Here is a 17,516-nt window from a genome sequence, read left to right as displayed (position 1 = left end):
CAATCTTTTTCTTACTCAAAAGAATTATTTTTTAGAATTCTTGTTCTACAAAATCCAAGTCAATTTGAATATTAGAGTCATCCAATAACTCTAAACATTTAGGCACCGCTAAGAATACCGCACCTAAGCATACAGCAATTGCATCTGGTTTGCCAGGCAAGTTAATAATCAAACTTTTTCCACGCGATCCTGCTGTCTGTCGCGAAAGAATGGCAGTTGGAACAGTCCTTAAGCTAACAGTGCGCATCTGTTGTGCAAAGCCATCAAAAATTCTTTCACAAACAGTGTGCGTGGCTTCAGGCGTAACATCACGAGTCGTAGGCCCAGTGCCACCAGTAGTAAGAATAAGATTGCAGTTTTTATTGTCTGCAAAATCTATCATGGTCTGCTCAATCAAAGCCTGATCATCTTCAATAATAATAGACTCAACTTTGTAAGGTGATAATACTGCCTGTTGAATCCAAGTTTGCATAGCAGGACCGCCAATATCTTTGTACTCACCACGAGCAGCACGGTCTGAAATGGTAATAAATCCGATTTTAATTTTTGTTTTGTTCATCACGATAGCATTGATTATGTTGAAAATTATAACATTGATTATTGGTATCAAAATGGCAATATTTACATAATTTTTCTTTATCGGTCATGGTAATAGTATTTTTTGTAATACTGATGCCTTGAAGAGATAGGCGTTTCAGGTTGCGCGAGAATACTTCTCTGCTCATGCCCAAATAAGAAGAAATAAGAGACTTGTTATAAGGTAATTGGATAGTATTAGATTGCCATTTTTTATCATTGAGTAATTTTAGAAAAAACTCCCCCATTCTTTGTTCGGTGTTTTTATGTTTAATAGATTGAAGATTTTGTAAAGCAGTATTGGTTTTTTGTGCACTCATAACCATGAGGTTGTGTGCAAATTTAGAGGATTGTTCCAATGTATGGTTGAGTACATTAATTGGAATAGATAGCATTAATGTATCAGTAATAGTTTTAGCATTTGCGTTAAAAACTTGATGTGCAAACAGACAGTGCTCCAACACAGTTTCATTATTACTAATAATTTGTAAAATTTTATTTTGTTTAAATATTTTAACCCAACCCATTAAAACAATATACAGGTGTGTTATTGAATTGTTTTCTAAAATAAGCGTTTTATTTTTTGGGATTTGATAAATTTTAGAATGGCTAATAATTTGTTCCACTTTGTTGATAGGCATATCTTGAAAAAGAGTGATTTTGTATGCCAAGCGCTCTGAGGTGCTAGGCGTGTTAATTTTTTGTTTACTTAATTGGTGATCTCCTTCTAAAGTAAGGCGTAGTTTCTCTTCAATACTGTGTAGTTTGTTTATTTTTTCTGAAATAAGCGCAAACCAATCTTTAGCACTCATCTCAGAAAGCATGTCTGATTTTCCTTGTGTAGTGAGTTGTTGGTGAATGGTGTGCAATGTATCTATATCAGGCGTTTGATAAATGGCATCAATAAAACTTTTTTGCTCAATTGTAGCCAAGGATAAGAATGATTTTTTATAATACTTTTGTTCATTAATTAAAACTTTAATGTGTTCAATACATTCGTTTTTACTAGAATTTCCTTCAATAAAGCCACGCATAATAATGGAGCGCTCCAAACCAACTTTTTCCTTCCATTGTAGAAAAAAACAATAAGCACTAACTGCACTAGGATGAGTATTTTTGATTTTTAAGATTAAATGCGTTATCAATTGGATAATGGGAGAAATAAGCTGATAAGAATACAAATCAAATACAGCGCCAGATTTTAGCTTTAAATGTAGTAACGCTAAACGATTGGTTTTTAATTTTTTTAAACTTTTATCAATAGTTTGAATTAACTTTTGTTGCTCTAAATCCGTCTGATTAATGTTTTTTTGTTGTGCAATGTCTAGCTTTAATTGCTTAATACTCAAATTACTTTTAGCAAAATAACCCAACATCTCTTGTCGAGATTGCATTGTATTTTCTCGTAAGTAGAGCATTGCAAAGCCACGCTCATTTTGTAATGCGTGAAATGTATTGCTAAGTATTTGTAATTGTCGCATGATTAAGTAATATTATGTGACATAAATCACACTTTTGATAAAAAGGCATATTTTAAATCTAAAAACAAGCAAATAGAATATAAACTTAGAAAAAATTAAATAAGATTAACTATGGGTATCTCTACAATTAAAAGTCAAACTGCGCAAGCCAATTCTGTTTTAGCAGCGAATACTATTGCATTTACAGCATGTTTTGCTGTGTGGGTAATGTTCTCAATTATTGGTATTCCAATCAAAGAATTATTGCAATTATCAGAAACTCAATTTGGCTTGTTGGTGGCTACCCCTATTCTCACAGGTTCACTATTTAGATTGCCAGTGGGTATGTTGACTGACAGAATTGGCGGTCGCATTGTTTATTTCATCCTGATACTTGCCATGATTATTCCGCTGTGGTTTATTGGCGATGCAACGCAGTATTGGCAATTCTTAGTATTAGGTCTATTTGTGGGTATTGCAGGCGCTTCATTTTCAGTGGGTATCGCTTATACTGCCAAATGGTTTGACAAAGGACATCAAGGCTTTGCCATGGGTATTTTTGGCGCAGGAAATGCAGGGGCAGCATTAACTAAGTTTATTGCGCCTTCGTTGGTAGTGGCTTATGGTTGGCAAGCAGTGCCGAAGATTTATGCAGTCGCTATGATTGTCGTTGTCATTATGTATTGGATGTTTACTTATGAAGACCCAAAACATAAAGTTGCCTCAACAGTTACTATGAAAGATCAATTAAAAGCATTGAATGATCCAAAACTTTGGAAATATATGCAGTATTATTCTTTGGTATTTGGTGGTTTTGTCGCCCTGTCCTTATGGATGACAAAGTATTACATTAATGAGTATGGGTTTAAACTAACCACTGCAGCATTGCTAGCGGCAGTTTTTGTATTGCCTTCAGGTGTTATTCGTGCGTTGGGTGGATGGTTTTCGGATAAATATGGCGCTTATAAAGTAACCTGGTGGGTGATGTGGACTTCATTGATTTGTTTATTTTTCTTATCTTACCCACAAACTTCTTTAGTTATTAAAACAACCACAGGCGAAGCAATGTTTGATTTAAGCTTAAATGTTTGGGTGTTTACTACTTTTTTGTTTGTGCTTGGTATCGCTTGGGGTTTTGGCAAGGCATCTGTATTTAAATTCTTATCAGATGAATATTCTGACAATATGGGTGTAGTTTCTGGCATTGTTGGTTTGGCTGGTGGCATGGGCGGCTTCTTACTGCCTATTATGTTTGGTATGTTGATTGACTATATAGGTATTAATAGTGTGATATTTATGTTGTTGTATGGTGCAACAGCAGTTTCTTTGGTTTGGATGTACTTTACATTTGGCAAAGAACAAAAGGCAAAAAATATTGCAGCAGCAATATCAAATAAATAATTTTTAAATAAAGGAGTCCGTGATGTCTCAAGATATAAAAAACTGGAACCCAGATGATTCATCTGAGTGGGAAAGCACAGGCAAGGCAATTGCCAATCGTAATTTATGGATATCTATTCCAAGTTTATTATCAGGTTTTGCTGTATGGTTAATGTGGGGCATTATCACGGTGCAAATGTTAAATACGGGTTACGGTGGTTTTGATAAATCTCAGCTATTTACTTTAGCGGCGATTGCAGGTTTGTCTGGTGCCACTTTAAGGATTCCATCAACCTTCTTTATTCGTTTAGCAGGTGGTAGAAACACCATTTTCTTGACCACTTCACTTTTGATATTGCCAGCACTGGGTTTAGGTATGGCTTTATCAAACCCTGATACACCATTTTGGACATTCCAAGTTTTAGCTTTATTATCTGGTTTTGGTGGTGGTAATTTTGCCTCTTCAATGTCTAATATTTCATTCTTTTTTCCAAAGAAAATTCAAGGTTATTCGTTAGGTATGAATGCTGGTTTAGGTAACTTCGGTGTAACCACTATGCAAATTGTGATTCCATTAGTGATGACCCTTGCAGTGTTGGGTAATCCAACAGAATTGCAAATCTCCTCAGGTACTTTGATTGGCAAGATTTCTGCCGGCACTGATACCTATTTGCAAAATGCAGGTTATGTTTGGTTGATTATTTTAATTCCACTTGCTATTGCCTCTTGGTTAGGTATGAATAATATTACCGAGGAGCATGTTTCTCCTAAGATTGGATCAACTTTAGGTGCGTTTATTAAAATTATTGTGATGTTAATTTTAGGTCTCGCAACTGCGGCTTTTGGTTTGTGGTTAATGTTGCCTGAAGTCGCTTATGGTTCTGGACTAATGGTAAGTAAATGGGTGGCATTGCCTATTATTATTGCCTTAACAGTGTTTTTATTAAAGTTTTTACCTTTAGGTGTTGATTATAAAGAAGGTTTAAAGCGTCAATATAAAATTTTTGAAAACAAGCATACTTGGGCGATGACGATTATTTATGTAATGACATTTGGATCTTTTATTGGCTATGCTGCGACGCTAGCTTTATCTATCAAAGTTATTTTTGGTTTTCAACATATTATGGTTGATGGTGTTATGACGCATAATGCTGTCAATCCGAATGGACCTTCAGCGCTCACTTACGCTTGGATGGGTGCTTTTGTTGGTGCGCTTATTAGACCTCTTGGTGGCATGATTGCCGATAAGATTGGCGGTGCAAAGGTAACACAGATCATCTCTGGTGTGATGGTGTTATCCGCATTAGGTGTTGCTTACTTTATGAAGCAAGCTTATGCCAGTGCAACACCAGAAGAATTCTTCTGGCCATTTTTAATATTATTTGTGGTGTTATTCGCAATGACAGGTTTAGGTAACGGCTCTACTTTTAGAACAATTTCTCAAGTGTTTAACAAAGAGCAGGCTGGTCCAGTTCTAGGTTGGACATCTGCAGTAGCCGCTTATGGTGCATTCATCATTCCTAAAGTATTTGGTGAGCAAATTAAACTAACAACACCTGAAAATGCACTGTATGGTTTTGCAGTATTTTACGGTATATGTATGGTTATTAATTGGTGGTTTTATTTGCGTAAGAATGCTGAATTCCACAACCCATAATTTTATAGGTTAGTTAATAAAAAGCAATTTATAGGAGAGAGAAAATGAGTCATTTATTAGATAGAGTATCTTTTTTTACCAAGACAAAACCTGAAGAGTTTTCTGATGGACATGGTAAGTTAGTGCATGAGAATAGGGATTGGGAAAGAGCTTATCGTAATCGCTGGGCACATGATAAAGTTGTGCGTTCAACCCATGGTGTAAATTGCACAGGTTCATGTAGTTGGAAAATTTATGTAAAAAATGGATTGGTAACTTGGGAAACGCAGCAAACGAATTATCCGCGAACACGTCCAGATTTGCCAGACCATGAGCCTAGAGGCTGCCAAAGAGGTGCAACCTATTCGTGGTATCTGTACAGTGCTACTCGTCTTAAATATCCTTTAATTCGTTCTAGATTATTGCGCATTTGGCGTAGCGCTAAAGAACAACACAGTGACCCAGTTAATGCCTGGAAGTCTATTATGGAGGATAAAGAAAAATCGCAGGAATACAAGAAAGTTCGTGGATTAGGTGGCATGATTCGTGCTGACTGGGATGAAGTTAATGAAATTATTGCAGCCTCTAATATCTATACTGCAAAAACTTATGGTCCAGATAGGGTGGTTGGTTTTTCTCCAATTCCTGCGATGTCAATGGTGTCTTATGCAGCAGGTTCTCGTTATTTATCACTCATTGGTGGCACTTGTTTAAGTTTCTACGATTGGTATTGCGACCTGCCACCATCATCTCCGCAAACTTGGGGCGAACAAACTGATGTACCAGAGAGTGCTGACTGGTATAACTCTTCTTACATTATGGCGTGGGGTTCTAATGTGCCTCAAACCCGTACACCAGATGCACACTTCTTTACAGAAACGCGTTATAACGGCACTAAAACAATTGCAGTAACACCAGACTTTAGTGAGGTCGCCAAGCTTTCTGATGAGTGGATGAGTCCAACTCAAGGCACAGATGCTGCTTTGGCAATGACAATGGGTCATGTTATTTTAAAAGAGTATCACCTTAACAATAAGAGTGAATACTTTACCAGCTATATCAAGCAATATACGGATATGCCATTCTTGGTCATGTTAGAAGAAAAACAAGGTGTGCTTGCAGCTGGCAGAACACTGAGAGCTTCAGATATTGATGATAGCTTAGGTGAAAAAAATAATACCGAATGGAAGCCACTATTGATTGATAGTACTACCAATAAAATGGTTGTGCCAACGGGAACAATTGGTTCTAGATGGGACGGCTCTGGAAAGTGGAATATTGAAAATAAAAACGCCATGAATGGTGTAGATATTGATCCGAAAACCACACTTAAAGATGATAATGATGAAATTGTCTCTGTTGGTTTCCCGTATTTTAACAATCAAGAGCATGAGCAAGAAATATTTACCAGTACAGAGCATGATTCTATTTTGATGAGAAATGTGCCAATTAAGAAGTTTAAATTATCTGATGGATCAGAAGTTAAAGTGGCAACAGTATTTGACTTAATGATGGCAAATTATAGTGTTGACCAAGGGTTGGGCGGTGATAATGTTGCGATTTCATTTGATGATAATGTGCCTTATACGCCAGCATGGAATGAAAAGGTGACAGGTGTTCCGCGTGAGCAAACCATTCGTATTGCTAGAGAATTCTCAGAAAATGCGGATAAAACGCAAGGTAAATCAATGGTTATTTTAGGTGCTGCTGTTAATCATTGGTATCACATGGATATGATTTATCGTGGCATTATCAATATGTTGATGATGTGTGGTTGTATCGGTAAATCTGGCGGTGGCTGGGCACATTATGTGGGGCAAGAAAAACTTCGTCCACAAACAGGATGGCAACCCTTAGCATTTGGCTTGGATTGGCATCGGCCACCTCGCCATATGAACGGAACTTCCTTCTTTTATAATCACTCTAGCCAATGGCGCTACGAGAAACTTGAGGTTGATGATATTTTATCGCCACTGGCTGACAAGAAAGAATGGGGTAATTATTCCATGATAGATTGTAATGTTCGTAGTGAAAAAATGGGTTGGTTGCCTTCAGCGCCACAATTTGAAGAAAATCCATTAGAAATTACCAAGCAAGCGGAAAAAGCAGGCATGGATGTTAAAGATTATATTGTTAAGCAACTTAAATCTAAGGAGCTTAAGTTCTCTTGTGAGGACCCTGATAATCCAAAAAACTTCCCTCATAATATGTTTATTTGGCGCTCTAATTTATTAGGCTCTAGTGGTAAAGGACATGAGTATTTATTAAAGCATTTACTGGGTACGCAAAATGCAGTATTAGGCAATGAAACAGATAAAAAACCCTCTGAGGTTAAATGGCGTGATGGCGCAGAAGGTAAGGTTGATTTATTTGTAACGCTAGACTTTAGAATGTCAACCACCTGTTTGTATTCAGATATTGTTCTGCCATCAGCGACATGGTATGAAAAGAACGACTTAAATACCTCAGATATGCACCCCTTTATCCATCCACTCTCTAAAGCAGTGGATCCTGCTTGGGAATCAAGAAGTGATTGGGATATTTATAAAGGCTTAGCCAAGAAATTCTCAGAACTTTGCCCAGGGCATTTAGGCAAAGAAAAAGATGTGGTTGCCTTGCCTATTTTGCATGATACGCCAGCAGAGATGGCACAAGCAACGGATGTTAAAGCTTGGTTTGATGACGAATGTGAAGCAATTCCTGGTAAGACTATGCCAAACTTTATTGAGGTTGAAAGAAATTATCCGGATACCTATAAGAAGTTTACTTCACTCGGTCCATTAATGTCTAAGATAGGTAATGGTGGTAAGGGTATTGCCTGGAACACCGAAGATGAAGTGTCCTTGCTTGCTGATTTAAATCGTGTTGTTAGAGAGGAGGGCGTCTCTAAGGGGCTACCTAAAATCGAAACTGATATTGATGCAACCGAAGTTATTTTATCTCTTGCACCAGAAACCAACGGGCAAGTGGCCGTTAAAGCTTGGGAGGCACTAGGAAAAATAACAGGTAGAGACCATACACATCTAGCAAAACCAAAAGAAGATGAAAAGATTAGATTTAGAGATGTGCAGGCACAGCCTAGAAAAATCATCTCATCACCGACTTGGTCAGGACTTGAAGATGAGCATGTGAGTTACAATGCAGGGTACACAAATGTGCACGAATATATTCCTTGGAGAACACTTACAGGTAGACAACAATTCTACCAAGACCACAAATGGATGGTAGATTTTGGTGAGAATTTATGTACTTACAAGCCGCCTATTAATACCAAAACAATTGCACCTATTATCAATGAGAATAACGATGGACGCTCTCAAGTTGTTTTGAATTGGATTACACCACACCAAAAATGGGGCATTCACTCAACTTATTCTGATAATTTATTGATGCTTACTCTTAATCGTGGTGGTCCAGTAGTATGGATAAGTGAGATTGACGCCAAGAAAATTGGTGTAGAGGATAATGATTGGATTGAACTGTACAATGTGAATGGCACAATTGCTGCTAGAGCAGTTGTATCACAAAGAGTGCCAGAAGGCATGTCAATGATGTATCACGCTCAAGAAAAAATTACCACCACACCAGTGGCAGAAAAATCAGGTTTTAGAGGGGGTATTCATAATTCAGTCACCAGAGCCATCACTAAGCCAACACATATGATTGGTGGTTATGCGCAATTGTCTTATGGATTTAACTATTACGGCACCGTAGGCTCTAATCGTGATGAGTTTGTTGTTGTACGAAAAATGGATAAAGTAGACTGGAAAGATGAACCAGTAACAGGAGGTCAATTATGAAAATAAGAGCGCAAATAGGAATGGTTCTAAATCTGGACAAATGTATTGGTTGTCATACATGTTCAGTCACTTGTAAAAATGTATGGACTTCACGTCAAGGTGTGGAATATGCTTGGTTTAATAATGTAGAAACAAAACCTGGCATTGGCTATCCTGTTGATTGGGAAAATCAAGATAAATGGAATGGTGGCTGGGTTTCTAAAAATGGTAAATTACAGCCTAAGATTGGCGGTAAATTTAGATTGCTAGCAAAAATATTTGCCAATCCTGATTTACCTGAAATTGATGATTATTACGAGCCATTTACCTTTAATTATGCACACCTACAAAATGCACCTGAAATGCCAACGCCACCGGTAGCAAGACCACATTCTATGATTACTGGAGAAGTTATGGAAAAACCAGAATGGGGACCTAACTGGGAGGAAATTCTGGGTGGTGAATTTGAAAAACGCTCAAAAGATTACAACTTTAAAACCATAGAAAAAGAGATTTATGGACAATTTGAGAATACATTTATGATGTATTTGCCACGCCTATGCGAGCATTGTCTTAATCCGGCTTGTGTGGCAGCATGTCCATCTGGTGCTATCTATAAACGCGAAGAAGACGGTATTGTTTTAATTGACCAAGACAAATGTCGTGGTTGGAGAATGTGCGTGAGCGCTTGTCCTTATAAAAAAATCTATTACAACTGGCAATCTGGAAAATCAGAAAAATGCACATTCTGTTACCCAAGAATAGAATCTGGAGAGCCAACTGTTTGTTCTGAAACCTGTGTTGGCAGAATTCGTTCATTGGGTGTTATTCTTTATGATGCGGACAAAATTGAAGAAATGGCAAATATGAACGATGAGAAAGATCTATATGAGGCTCAATTAAAAATTTTCTTAGACCCAAATGATGAAGCTGTACAAGCACAAGCTAAAAAAGATGGTGTGCCTGAGAGTTGGATTGAAGCGGCTAAAAACTCTCCAGTTTATAAAATGGCAATTGACTGGAAGGTGGCATTCCCATTACATCCTGAATATAGAACATTGCCTATGGTTTGGTATGTGCCACCTTTATCGCCAATTCAAAATGCGGTTGAAAAAGGTGTGATTGACCATCGAGGCCCTATTCCGAATGTTGAAGAATTACGTATTCCAATTCGCTATTTAGCCAATATGTTGACTGCAGGCGATGATGAGCCTATTATTTTTGCATTAAAGCGTATGATTGCAATGCGTAATTTTATGCGCGCAAAACGTGTTGATAATGTTGTCCTGACAGAAGTGTTGGATGAAGTGGGTTTAACAGAAGATATGGTTAATGATATGTATAGAACTATGGCGCTTGCTGCTTATGAAGATAGATTCGTTATCCCCACTAACCACAAGGAATATGCGGGTGAGACACCTTTTGATAATGAAATTGCTTTTGATATTCGTTCTTCTTGTGGATTTAGCTTTGGTAATGGTTGTTCTGAGGGCTCTACTACAGCCACTTTGTTTGGTGGAAAAACACATGCCAACACTATGAATGGGAAAGTTCCATGAAAACACTTAAAGTTTTAGCTGTTTTGCTGTCTTATCCAGATATCAATGTCTATAAAAATATTGATGAGTTGGCTGAGGCTTTAAAACAGGAATCTTTATTATCTAAAAAAACTTTAAAAGAATTATTGTCTTTTATAGAAGATTACAAAAATAAAGATTTCTTAGAATTACAAGAACGCTTTGTATCAACTTTTGACAGAAGTCGTGCACATTGTTTAAATTTATTTGAGCATATTCATGGCGAATCACGCGACCGTGGACCTGCTATGGTTGATTTAGCACAGATGTATGCAAGGAAAAATTTGTTTGTTGGTAAGAAGGAATTACCTGATTATTTGCCTGTGTTTTTAGAGTATTTATCTTTATGCGATGATAAAGAAGCCATAGAGTCATTAGGTGATACGATTGATATTATTGCTTTAATTGGTGGTCAACTGAAAAAAAATGAATCACCTTACCATGTTATTTTTTCTGCATTAGAGGCGTTATCTAATGCTAAAGTAAATAAATTTAAAGTAGCAGAAGCAATACAAAATAGCCCCAAAGAGCCAGAAACACTAGAAGAATTAGATGAGTTATGGCAAGAGCAAGAAGCCTTTGGCGGAGAATCATCAGAATGTGGCACTTGTGAGACCAGTGCTACACTAACACACTAGGAGATATATTATGAATACTTTTTTAGAACAGTTTTTTTTCGGTTACTATCCTTATATTGCGATGACAATATTTATTGCTGGTAGTGCATTGCGTTATGACAGGGACCAATATACTTGGAAAGCAGACTCGTCACAACTACTACGAAAAAAAGGTATGTTATTAGGCAGTAATTTATTCCATATTGGCATTATTCTACTATTTTTTGGTCACTTTGTTGGTTTATTAACCCCAGAATGGGTGTATCACCCATTTATGAGTGCTGGTACTAAGCAAATAATGGCAATGACTGCTGGTGGTATTTTTGGCACAATGTGCTTGATTGGCATATTGATTTTATTAAACAGGCGTTTGTTTGATAAGCGTATTAGTAAAACCTCTAAATTTAGCGATACTTTCATCCTGCTTTTTTTATTCGCACAATTATTATTAGGTTTATTAACTATTCCTTATTCAGCACAACATTTAGATGGTAGCTCAATGATTGCCTTAGCAAATTGGGCGCAACATGTTGTAACATTTAGAACGGGTGCTGCTGATTTTATTGTAGCTGAGGCTTGGGTATTTAAATTGCATTTAGTATTAGGCATGACACTTTTTGTTATTTTTCCATTTACCAGGTTGGTGCATATCTGGAGTGTGCCAGTACAATATCTAACACGCACAAATTACCAGATAGTTAGAAAAAGGTAGCTACTTATGCCTATTAAAATTAATGATGTAGAAATTAGCGATGATGATGTATTTCAAGAAATGCAATATCAAACAGATGCTTCAAATATAGAAGAGGTTATTTTTAAAGCAGCGCAAGCCTTGGTGGTTCAGCAGTTATTACTACAAGAAGCTGGTATTAAAAAAAATGATGCTAATGAAGAAGAAAAGATTAACCAGTTGATCAGTGATAATGTCATCATTCCTATAGCGAGTATAGAGTCTTGTCAGCGTTATTATGACAACAATAAAGTTAAATTTTTAGATAAGGAGCGAAATGAAATTTTGTCATTTATAATGGTAGAAGAGCACATTAGAGAGTATTTGCAGAACCAATCTAGCACTTCTGGTATTAAGGAATATATTAATGTGCTTGCTGCTGATGCAGATATAAAAGGATTTGATTTTAAAGACCCTAGTGCGATGAATATAAAAATACAATAAAATTTATACTATTATGAATATTAATAATAAAGAAATAGAACTAGACGCTGAAGGCTATTTGGTTCACCCAGAAAACTGGGATAAAGAGGTAGCCTTAGAGTTAGCCAAATCAGAAAATATAACACTAACTGATGAGTATTGGCCTATATTTGACTTTATGAGGGTTTACTACAATGAGCACGGAGCAGCACCTGATGTTCGACATACAGCGAAACAAATGGGGGTTGATTTGGGGGTTGATAAAAAAGTAGCAAAAACTAAATTATTTAAAATGTTTCCTTACGGCTATGTCAAGCAAACTTGTAAGATTGCTGGAATGAGACGCCCAAGAGGCTGGAGTACAGGTTAAAACAACATATAGATTGTTAAACTACTAAGGGGGAGGGTGGTGAATAATAAAGAATTATTAATTTCAGCGATTGGAGTATTTATAGCTGTTATTGCAACTGGATTTTTTTCCAATGTTATTCTACAAAGTGCTAATTCCCCCTTAATTATTGCTTCAGCAGGTGCCTCAGCAATATTAATATTTGGCGCACCACATGCTGCAACTTCTCACCCGCTAAACTTAATTGTTGGGCACGGCGTTTCTGCTATTGTTGGCGTTAGTTGTTTTTATTTGATTACTAACGCCCTATTGGCAACCTCAATTGCTATTCCACTAGCATTTGTTGCTATGCACTTTTTAAAATGTATGCACCCACCTGGTGGCGCAACAGCAGTAACCGCTATTATTGGTGGCGAAGCAATACATCAGTTAGGCTATGTATTTGTTATTATGCCTATTTTCTTCAATTCTTTAATATTGCTTGTCGTCGCTATTGCAGTGGGTAGTTTTAGAGATAAAAATCCATTTGAAGATTATTTATAATCCACTAAATCGCTGATTTACCCTCCTGTTACGGGCGGATAAAAAGCCACTTCATCTGCTTCATCGATAACAATATCATCATTGGCAATTTCTTGATTAACCGCACAAAGAATATTGTCTGGAAAATGGTATTCACCGTGCTTGTCAACCAATTTTTTTCTTAATTGCGCTACTGTAATATCAGCGTTCAATATTATTTCTTCACTGGGAATTTTTAAAGCTTCTTTAAGCGAAGCAAAATAATAAATCTTCATTTGTTAGTCCAACTTAAATATTTATCCACCAATTTCCACCATTTGTTGGTTGCTAATATTATCAACAACAGTGTTAAATTCGTGCTTTTCAGGTTTTTTATGGATTGTATTGACAATCATATTCTTAATTTCATCATTGGTTAAATCTGAACGCACTGCATCTTTTAATGAGATTGCATCTTCTTGACCTAAACATAAAATTAAATCCCCCTTAGCAGTCAACCTAACACGATTACAAGTTTGGCAAAAATGGTTAGATACAGCACTAATAATACCCACGGTAGAATTTGTACCTTTAATTTTAAAATTATGTGCAGGACCATCTGTTCTGCTAGCGTTAATAGGGTTTAATCTACTACCAAGATGTTTATTGAGTTTAGCAAAAATATCTTTTTCGCTAATATGCTGTTCAAGCGCTTCTATACCTACTGATCCAATTGGCATAGTTTCAATAAAACGCACATCAATACCTTTGGTAATGGCAAAATCAACCATTGATTCAATTTCATCATCATTCACACCACGCATTGCCACCACATTAATTTTGACTGGATTCATGTCTGCTTGTATGGCAGCATCAATGCCTTTAATAACTTCGGTTACATCACCACCACGGGTAATTTTTTTAAACCTTTCAGGGATGAGTGAATCAATAGAAATATTCACCCTGTTAACCCCATTTTGATGCAATTTTTTAGCAAATTTTTCTAACAAATGTGCATTAGTAGATAAAGGCAGGTCGTCAATACCATCAACATGACTGATGAGTCTGGCAATTTTAACAATACCTCTTCGTAACAAAGGTTCTCCACCTGTTAATCGGACTTTAGTGACCCCTAATTCGGCAAAAATCTGAACAATCCTTTCAATGTCTTCGTAACTTAAAATATCCTCTCGTTTGCAATTTGGCACATGCTCATCATCACGGCAATAAAAACATCGGTAATTACAATGCTCAGTAACCGAGAGCCTTAAATAGGTAATCTCTCTACCAAATTTGTCAATTAATTTAGGCATTTTTAAGTTTTTTCACAGAGGGAGGGCCGCTTGTGTATCGCTTGTCCAATGACCGGATTTACCACCTTCTTTTTCCAATAACTGGATGTCTGTAATTTTGATAAAGCGCTCTAGCGCTTTGCACATATCATAAATCGTAAGTGCTGCAACACTTGCGGCAGTTAGTGCTTCCATTTCTACACCCGTTTGAGCGTTTAGCTTAGCCAGTGTGGTAATTTGAACACCATTTTCAATGAATTCAAAATCTACACTAATTTTTGAAAGGTTAAGGCTGTGACACATTGGAATAAGATGGTGGGTTTGCTTCGCTGCCATAATGCCAGCAATTCTTGCAACTGATAGCACATCTCCTTTTTTAAAATCATTATCTTTAATTTTTTGCAAGGTCTCTGATTTCATTAACACTTTAGCGCTTGCTTTAGCAATACGCGTGGTGTTGTCTTTATCGGATACATCCACCATATTGGCTTCACCTTTGTTATTTACATGGGTTAATTTGTTCATAGCATCATCTCATTGAGTGGATAAAAATTTAAAATTTCACCCTGTTTAAAAGTTCTTTTTTCTGGTATTTCGACCAGTCCATCTGCCCAAACCATAGAACTTAAAACATCTGATCCTTGTTTTGGGTATTGATTGACCTGCATAGGAATAACTGTACGGTCAAGGCGTACGCGCACAAACTCACGCCTAAGTTTAGCTTTATGCCAATCAAAATTTGCTGCAACCTTAAAGGTAGTATTCAAATAATTACTTGCACCTTGCATCTTTTTGATAAAAGGTCGGGCAAGAAGTAAAAAAGTTACCATCACTGAGACTGGATTACCAGGCAAACCAATAAAGGCACAATTGCCAATACTACCAAAAGCTAAAGGTTTGCCTGGCTTCATTTTAATGCGCCATAAATCTAGTTGGCCTAATTTTTCTACAGCAGGCTTAACATGGTCCTCTTCACCAACAGAAACACCACCCGTGGTTATGATTAAATCACAACTAGATTTTAGTTTTTCTAGTGCTTGACAAGTGGCACCAAGTGTATCTTTAATACTACCTAAATTAATCACTTCGCAATCAAGCTTATCTAATAATGCCACTAGTGCATAACGATTAGAGTTAAAAATTTGCCCCTGTTTTAGGGATTTTCCAGGTTCAATGAGCTCATCGCCTGTGAAAAACACACCTACTTTAATTTTATTAAATACTTTGAGCTTTCCTACACCCACAGAAGCTGCTAATGCAATGTCTTGTGGTTGCAGTTGTTTTCCTCTGGATAAAATAACATCACCAGATTGAATATCATTGCCCATTGGTCTAATATTTTCATTGAGCGTAATAGGTTGATAAATTTCAATTCTTGATTCGTTTTCAATCAACTCACATTCTTCTTGCATAACCACTGTATTGGCGCCTTTTGGTATAGGTGCACCCGTAAATAGTCGTGCCGCACAACCTGATGCTAGTGTATTTCCAGTGCTGCCTGCAGGAATACGGTCGGTGATTTTAAATGTCGTTCCACCTGATATATTTATTTGTTCTTCTTGAAGATTAATGGCGTAACCATCCATGGCAGAATTGTCAAAACCAGGGACACAAATACTAGCTTGCACATCAACAGCTAGAATTTTATTTAATGCATTGTGAAGTTCTAACAACTGAGTGCTATTGGTAATTTGAACAGAATTAATCAACAATTCTAAAGCCTCATCAATAGAAAGTAGAGGTTGTGGTGTTGTATCGCATCCGCAATCAATTTGTTGATTATTCATAGCAAAAAAATAACAAGATAAACAAACTAGACATTATAAAACAATCTAGGGCCTGATGGAATCTTCTGTAGTTGTAAAAATCAATATAGTCATCTACATTAGTGATTAATCCACCAATAGACTGGTGTGTATTTAGATAGATCTTTGCCAGAAGCGCTCAATGTAGATATTATCTGAGAAGTGATGGAAAATGTCATGATAGTCTCGTTTTAAGAGAACCCAAACATCCTTGATACCTACCATTTATGGATTCACCTGTTAAATNGTTGTAAAAATCAATATAGTCATCTACATTAGTGATTAATCCACCAATAGACTGGTGTGTATTTAGATAGATCTTTGCCAGAAGCGCTCAATGTAGATATTATCTGAGAAGTGATGGAAAATGTCATGATAGTCTCGTTTTAAGAGAACCCAAACATCCTTGATACCTACCATTTATGGATTCACCTGTTAAATAATTAACCACCAGCACATCATAGCCTAAGTAATCAGCAATTGAAACACTTTTGCTGCGTTTTCTTTATTTCCCTAATCCAAAAATAGAAATCAAAAAAACACACAAACCCCAACTGGTATAATGATTTCAACCAAAAAACCGCTTCACCCATTGGGTGAAAACACAAAAGACAACCACATCCCTTTTATACACAACCAAACCTTACTGCGTTTATGAAAATTTTAAACTACAAACTGTCCTCTACCAACGAACTTTTAACCGCTCGCATTGGATTACTTGCTACTGCACATACCATTAACACATTGAGTTTGTCTAATACCATTGATCAACACTTCCCAGCCCTTGGTAGCAATTGTGCACTCAAAGCCTCCACTTTTATCAATACCTTGATATTAAGTCAACATGAAGGTGGTCAGTGCTTAGATGATACTACCCACATTGCCAAAGACAAGGCGCTACGCTTAATCACCAATCAAAGCGTGCCAACCCCACAGGCTATTGGCATTTGGCTTCGGCGTTTAGGTGAAGACAACCAAGGAATCAAAGCCTTACAAAAGGTCAATAAAACTGTGCTTAAAGCCACGCTTAATCATTGCAAAAACATCACCCTTGATATTGATGCCAGTGAAGTCATTGCCAATAAAGCTGATGCTCAGTGGACTTATAAGAAACACAAGGGCTATATGCCAATAATAGGACATATCGCCCAAACAGGGCAGATTGTTGCCACTAACTTTAGGGCGGGTAATGTATCACCAGCAAAAGACAACCTTGACTTTATCAAAATCTCTCAAGACGCATTACCTAAAGGCACTAACATCAAAAAACTTAGAATAGACGCAGCAGGCTATCAAGCCAGTATTATTGATTATTGCTTTGAACATGATATTGAATTTAGTATCAGAGCAAAGATATGTCAATCTCTTAAAGATATTTTTGTAGATAAGGA

General features: G+C 36.8%; 16 protein-coding genes. 10 read left to right on the top strand and 6 right to left on the bottom strand.

Features of this window, described 5'->3' with window-relative positions; all coding sequences use genetic code 11:
* Nucleotides 1–31: 31 nt before the first annotated feature.
* Both mog and BHECKSOX2_RS09095 read right to left on the bottom strand, forming a co-directional pair.
* A complete protein-coding gene (gene mog, locus BHECKSOX2_RS09100) occupies nucleotides 32–559 on the bottom strand; it encodes a molybdopterin adenylyltransferase (RefSeq protein WP_090716297.1) in 528 nt (175 codons plus the stop codon).
* On the bottom strand, nucleotides 540–2,057 hold the full coding sequence (locus BHECKSOX2_RS09095; RefSeq protein ID WP_139683307.1) for a nitrate- and nitrite sensing domain-containing protein: 1,518 nt from the start codon (nucleotides 2,055–2,057) through the stop codon (nucleotides 540–542). The genes mog and BHECKSOX2_RS09095 overlap by 20 nt, the downstream gene beginning before the upstream one ends.
* Nucleotides 2,058–2,168: 111 nt before the next feature.
* On the opposite strand from BHECKSOX2_RS09095, the gene BHECKSOX2_RS09090 reads away from it, so the two are divergent.
* From BHECKSOX2_RS09090 to BHECKSOX2_RS09050, 9 genes are read left to right on the top strand one after another with little or no spacing between them, the layout of a single operon-like run.
* Nucleotides 2,169–3,437: an MFS transporter gene (locus BHECKSOX2_RS09090; protein WP_139683306.1), complete on the top strand. Its 1,269-nt coding sequence runs from the start codon at nucleotides 2,169–2,171 to the stop codon at nucleotides 3,435–3,437.
* Between the two features lie 22 nt (nucleotides 3,438–3,459).
* Nucleotides 3,460–5,073: an MFS transporter gene (locus BHECKSOX2_RS09085; protein ID WP_139683305.1), complete on the top strand. Its 1,614-nt coding sequence runs from the start codon at nucleotides 3,460–3,462 to the stop codon at nucleotides 5,071–5,073.
* 44 nt (nucleotides 5,074–5,117) lie between these two features.
* Nucleotides 5,118–8,852 (top strand): nitrate reductase subunit alpha, encoded by a 3,735-nt coding sequence (locus BHECKSOX2_RS09080; RefSeq protein WP_139683304.1) that lies wholly within the window; start codon nucleotides 5,118–5,120, stop codon nucleotides 8,850–8,852.
* A complete protein-coding gene (narH, locus tag BHECKSOX2_RS09075) occupies nucleotides 8,849–10,390 on the top strand; it encodes a nitrate reductase subunit beta (protein WP_139683303.1) in 1,542 nt (513 codons plus the stop codon). Before BHECKSOX2_RS09080 ends, narH begins: the two co-directional genes overlap by 4 nt.
* Entirely contained in the window at nucleotides 10,387–11,046 is a 660-nt protein-coding gene (gene narJ, locus BHECKSOX2_RS09070) for a nitrate reductase molybdenum cofactor assembly chaperone (protein WP_090715838.1), read from the top strand. The genes narH and narJ overlap by 4 nt, the downstream gene beginning before the upstream one ends.
* 10 nt (nucleotides 11,047–11,056) lie before the next feature.
* Nucleotides 11,057–11,737, top strand: a complete 681-nt coding sequence (gene narI / locus BHECKSOX2_RS09065) for a respiratory nitrate reductase subunit gamma (protein WP_139683302.1) — start codon at nucleotides 11,057–11,059, stop codon at nucleotides 11,735–11,737.
* A 6-nt stretch (nucleotides 11,738–11,743) separates the two neighbouring features.
* The gene (locus tag BHECKSOX2_RS09060; protein WP_139683301.1) at nucleotides 11,744–12,199 is read left to right on the top strand and encodes a hypothetical protein; all 456 of its coding nucleotides are present in this window, start codon (nucleotides 11,744–11,746) and stop codon (nucleotides 12,197–12,199) included.
* 13 nt (nucleotides 12,200–12,212) lie between these two features.
* On the top strand, nucleotides 12,213–12,548 hold the full coding sequence (locus tag BHECKSOX2_RS09055) for a TusE/DsrC/DsvC family sulfur relay protein (protein WP_090715830.1): 336 nt from the start codon (nucleotides 12,213–12,215) through the stop codon (nucleotides 12,546–12,548).
* Nucleotides 12,549–12,587: 39 nt separating this feature from the next.
* Complete coding sequence (locus tag BHECKSOX2_RS09050; protein WP_245391369.1) at nucleotides 12,588–13,070, top strand: HPP family protein; 483 nt, start codon at nucleotides 12,588–12,590, stop codon at nucleotides 13,068–13,070.
* A gap of 17 nt (nucleotides 13,071–13,087) precedes the next feature.
* On the opposite strand, the gene moaD is transcribed toward BHECKSOX2_RS09050, so the two are convergent.
* The 4 genes from moaD to BHECKSOX2_RS09030 are packed head-to-tail and all read right to left on the bottom strand — an operon-like array spanning nucleotide 13,088 to nucleotide 16,107.
* Nucleotides 13,088–13,324 carry a molybdopterin converting factor subunit 1 gene (gene moaD / locus BHECKSOX2_RS09045; protein WP_090715602.1) on the bottom strand — a complete coding sequence of 79 codons (237 nt, stop codon included), beginning with the start codon at nucleotides 13,322–13,324 and terminating at the stop codon, nucleotides 13,088–13,090.
* 21 nt (nucleotides 13,325–13,345) lie between these two features.
* Nucleotides 13,346–14,341: a GTP 3',8-cyclase MoaA gene (gene moaA / locus BHECKSOX2_RS09040; RefSeq protein ID WP_139683299.1), complete on the bottom strand. Its 996-nt coding sequence runs from the start codon at nucleotides 14,339–14,341 to the stop codon at nucleotides 13,346–13,348.
* 12 nt (nucleotides 14,342–14,353) lie between these two features.
* The gene (gene moaC / locus BHECKSOX2_RS09035; protein ID WP_139683298.1) at nucleotides 14,354–14,845 is read right to left on the bottom strand and encodes a cyclic pyranopterin monophosphate synthase MoaC; all 492 of its coding nucleotides are present in this window, start codon (nucleotides 14,843–14,845) and stop codon (nucleotides 14,354–14,356) included.
* Complete coding sequence (locus BHECKSOX2_RS09030; protein WP_139683297.1) at nucleotides 14,842–16,107, bottom strand: molybdopterin molybdotransferase MoeA; 1,266 nt, start codon at nucleotides 16,105–16,107, stop codon at nucleotides 14,842–14,844. The genes moaC and BHECKSOX2_RS09030 overlap by 4 nt, the downstream gene beginning before the upstream one ends.
* A 672-nt stretch (nucleotides 16,108–16,779) precedes the next feature.
* Between BHECKSOX2_RS09030 and BHECKSOX2_RS09025 the strand changes: the two genes are divergently transcribed.
* A partial coding sequence (locus tag BHECKSOX2_RS09025) for a transposase (protein ID WP_139683384.1) occupies nucleotides 16,780–17,516 on the top strand: 737 nt, incomplete at its 3' end.

Source organism: thiotrophic endosymbiont of Bathymodiolus puteoserpentis (Logatchev) (genome assembly GCF_900127505.1).
Lineage (GTDB): Bacteria > Pseudomonadota > Gammaproteobacteria > PS1 > Pseudothioglobaceae > Thiodubiliella.
The sequence above is the reverse complement of the archived record's forward strand: the minus strand, read 5'-3'. Positions and strand labels throughout refer to the sequence as shown.

Excerpts from the sequence above, each read along its gene's own strand:
- mog (WP_090716297.1), bottom strand. The coding sequence starts at position 559 with ATGAACAAAACAAAAATTAAAATCGGATTTATTACCATTTCAGACCGT.
- BHECKSOX2_RS09095 (WP_139683307.1), bottom strand. The coding sequence starts at position 2,057 with ATGCGACAATTACAAATACTTAGCAATACATTTCACGCATTACAAAAT.
- BHECKSOX2_RS09090 (WP_139683306.1), top strand. The coding sequence starts at position 2,169 with ATGGGTATCTCTACAATTAAAAGTCAAACTGCGCAAGCCAATTCTGTT.
- BHECKSOX2_RS09085 (WP_139683305.1), top strand. The coding sequence starts at position 3,460 with ATGTCTCAAGATATAAAAAACTGGAACCCAGATGATTCATCTGAGTGG.
- BHECKSOX2_RS09080 (WP_139683304.1), top strand. The coding sequence starts at position 5,118 with ATGAGTCATTTATTAGATAGAGTATCTTTTTTTACCAAGACAAAACCT.
- narH (WP_139683303.1), top strand. The coding sequence starts at position 8,849 with ATGAAAATAAGAGCGCAAATAGGAATGGTTCTAAATCTGGACAAATGT.
- narJ (WP_090715838.1), top strand. The coding sequence starts at position 10,387 with ATGAAAACACTTAAAGTTTTAGCTGTTTTGCTGTCTTATCCAGATATC.
- narI (WP_139683302.1), top strand. The coding sequence starts at position 11,057 with ATGAATACTTTTTTAGAACAGTTTTTTTTCGGTTACTATCCTTATATT.
- BHECKSOX2_RS09060 (WP_139683301.1), top strand. The coding sequence starts at position 11,744 with ATGCCTATTAAAATTAATGATGTAGAAATTAGCGATGATGATGTATTT.
- BHECKSOX2_RS09055 (WP_090715830.1), top strand. The coding sequence starts at position 12,213 with ATGAATATTAATAATAAAGAAATAGAACTAGACGCTGAAGGCTATTTG.
- moaD (WP_090715602.1), bottom strand. The coding sequence starts at position 13,324 with ATGAAGATTTATTATTTTGCTTCGCTTAAAGAAGCTTTAAAAATTCCC.
- moaA (WP_139683299.1), bottom strand. The coding sequence starts at position 14,341 with ATGCCTAAATTAATTGACAAATTTGGTAGAGAGATTACCTATTTAAGG.
- moaC (WP_139683298.1), bottom strand. The coding sequence starts at position 14,845 with ATGAACAAATTAACCCATGTAAATAACAAAGGTGAAGCCAATATGGTG.
- BHECKSOX2_RS09030 (WP_139683297.1), bottom strand. The coding sequence starts at position 16,107 with ATGAATAATCAACAAATTGATTGCGGATGCGATACAACACCACAACCT.